Here is a 217-nt window from a genome sequence, read left to right on the forward strand (position 1 = left end):
AGGAGTAACAGGCGACACAGGGGCAACGGGAGCGACAGGGATAACAGGAGCAACAGGCCCAACGGGAGCGACAGGAGTAACAGGAGCGACGGGAGTAACAGGCGATACAGGGGCAACGGGAGCGACAGGCCCAACAGGAGCAACAGGCACAAGTATAACGGCAACATACGCATTTGCAAATAATACGTCGGGAACAGCAATATCGGTACTACTAGGT

Annotated in this window: 1 pseudogene; it reads left to right on the top strand. The window is 55.3% G+C overall.

The window, feature by feature from the left end:
• A pseudogene (locus MR167_RS32670) lies at positions 1 to 217 on the top strand (BclA C-terminal domain-containing protein); the annotation flags it as partial.

Origin of the sequence: Bacillus cereus group sp. BfR-BA-01355 (assembly GCF_022663675.1) — a bacterium.
Lineage (GTDB): Bacteria > Bacillota > Bacilli > Bacillales > Bacillaceae_G > Bacillus_A > Bacillus_A thuringiensis_S.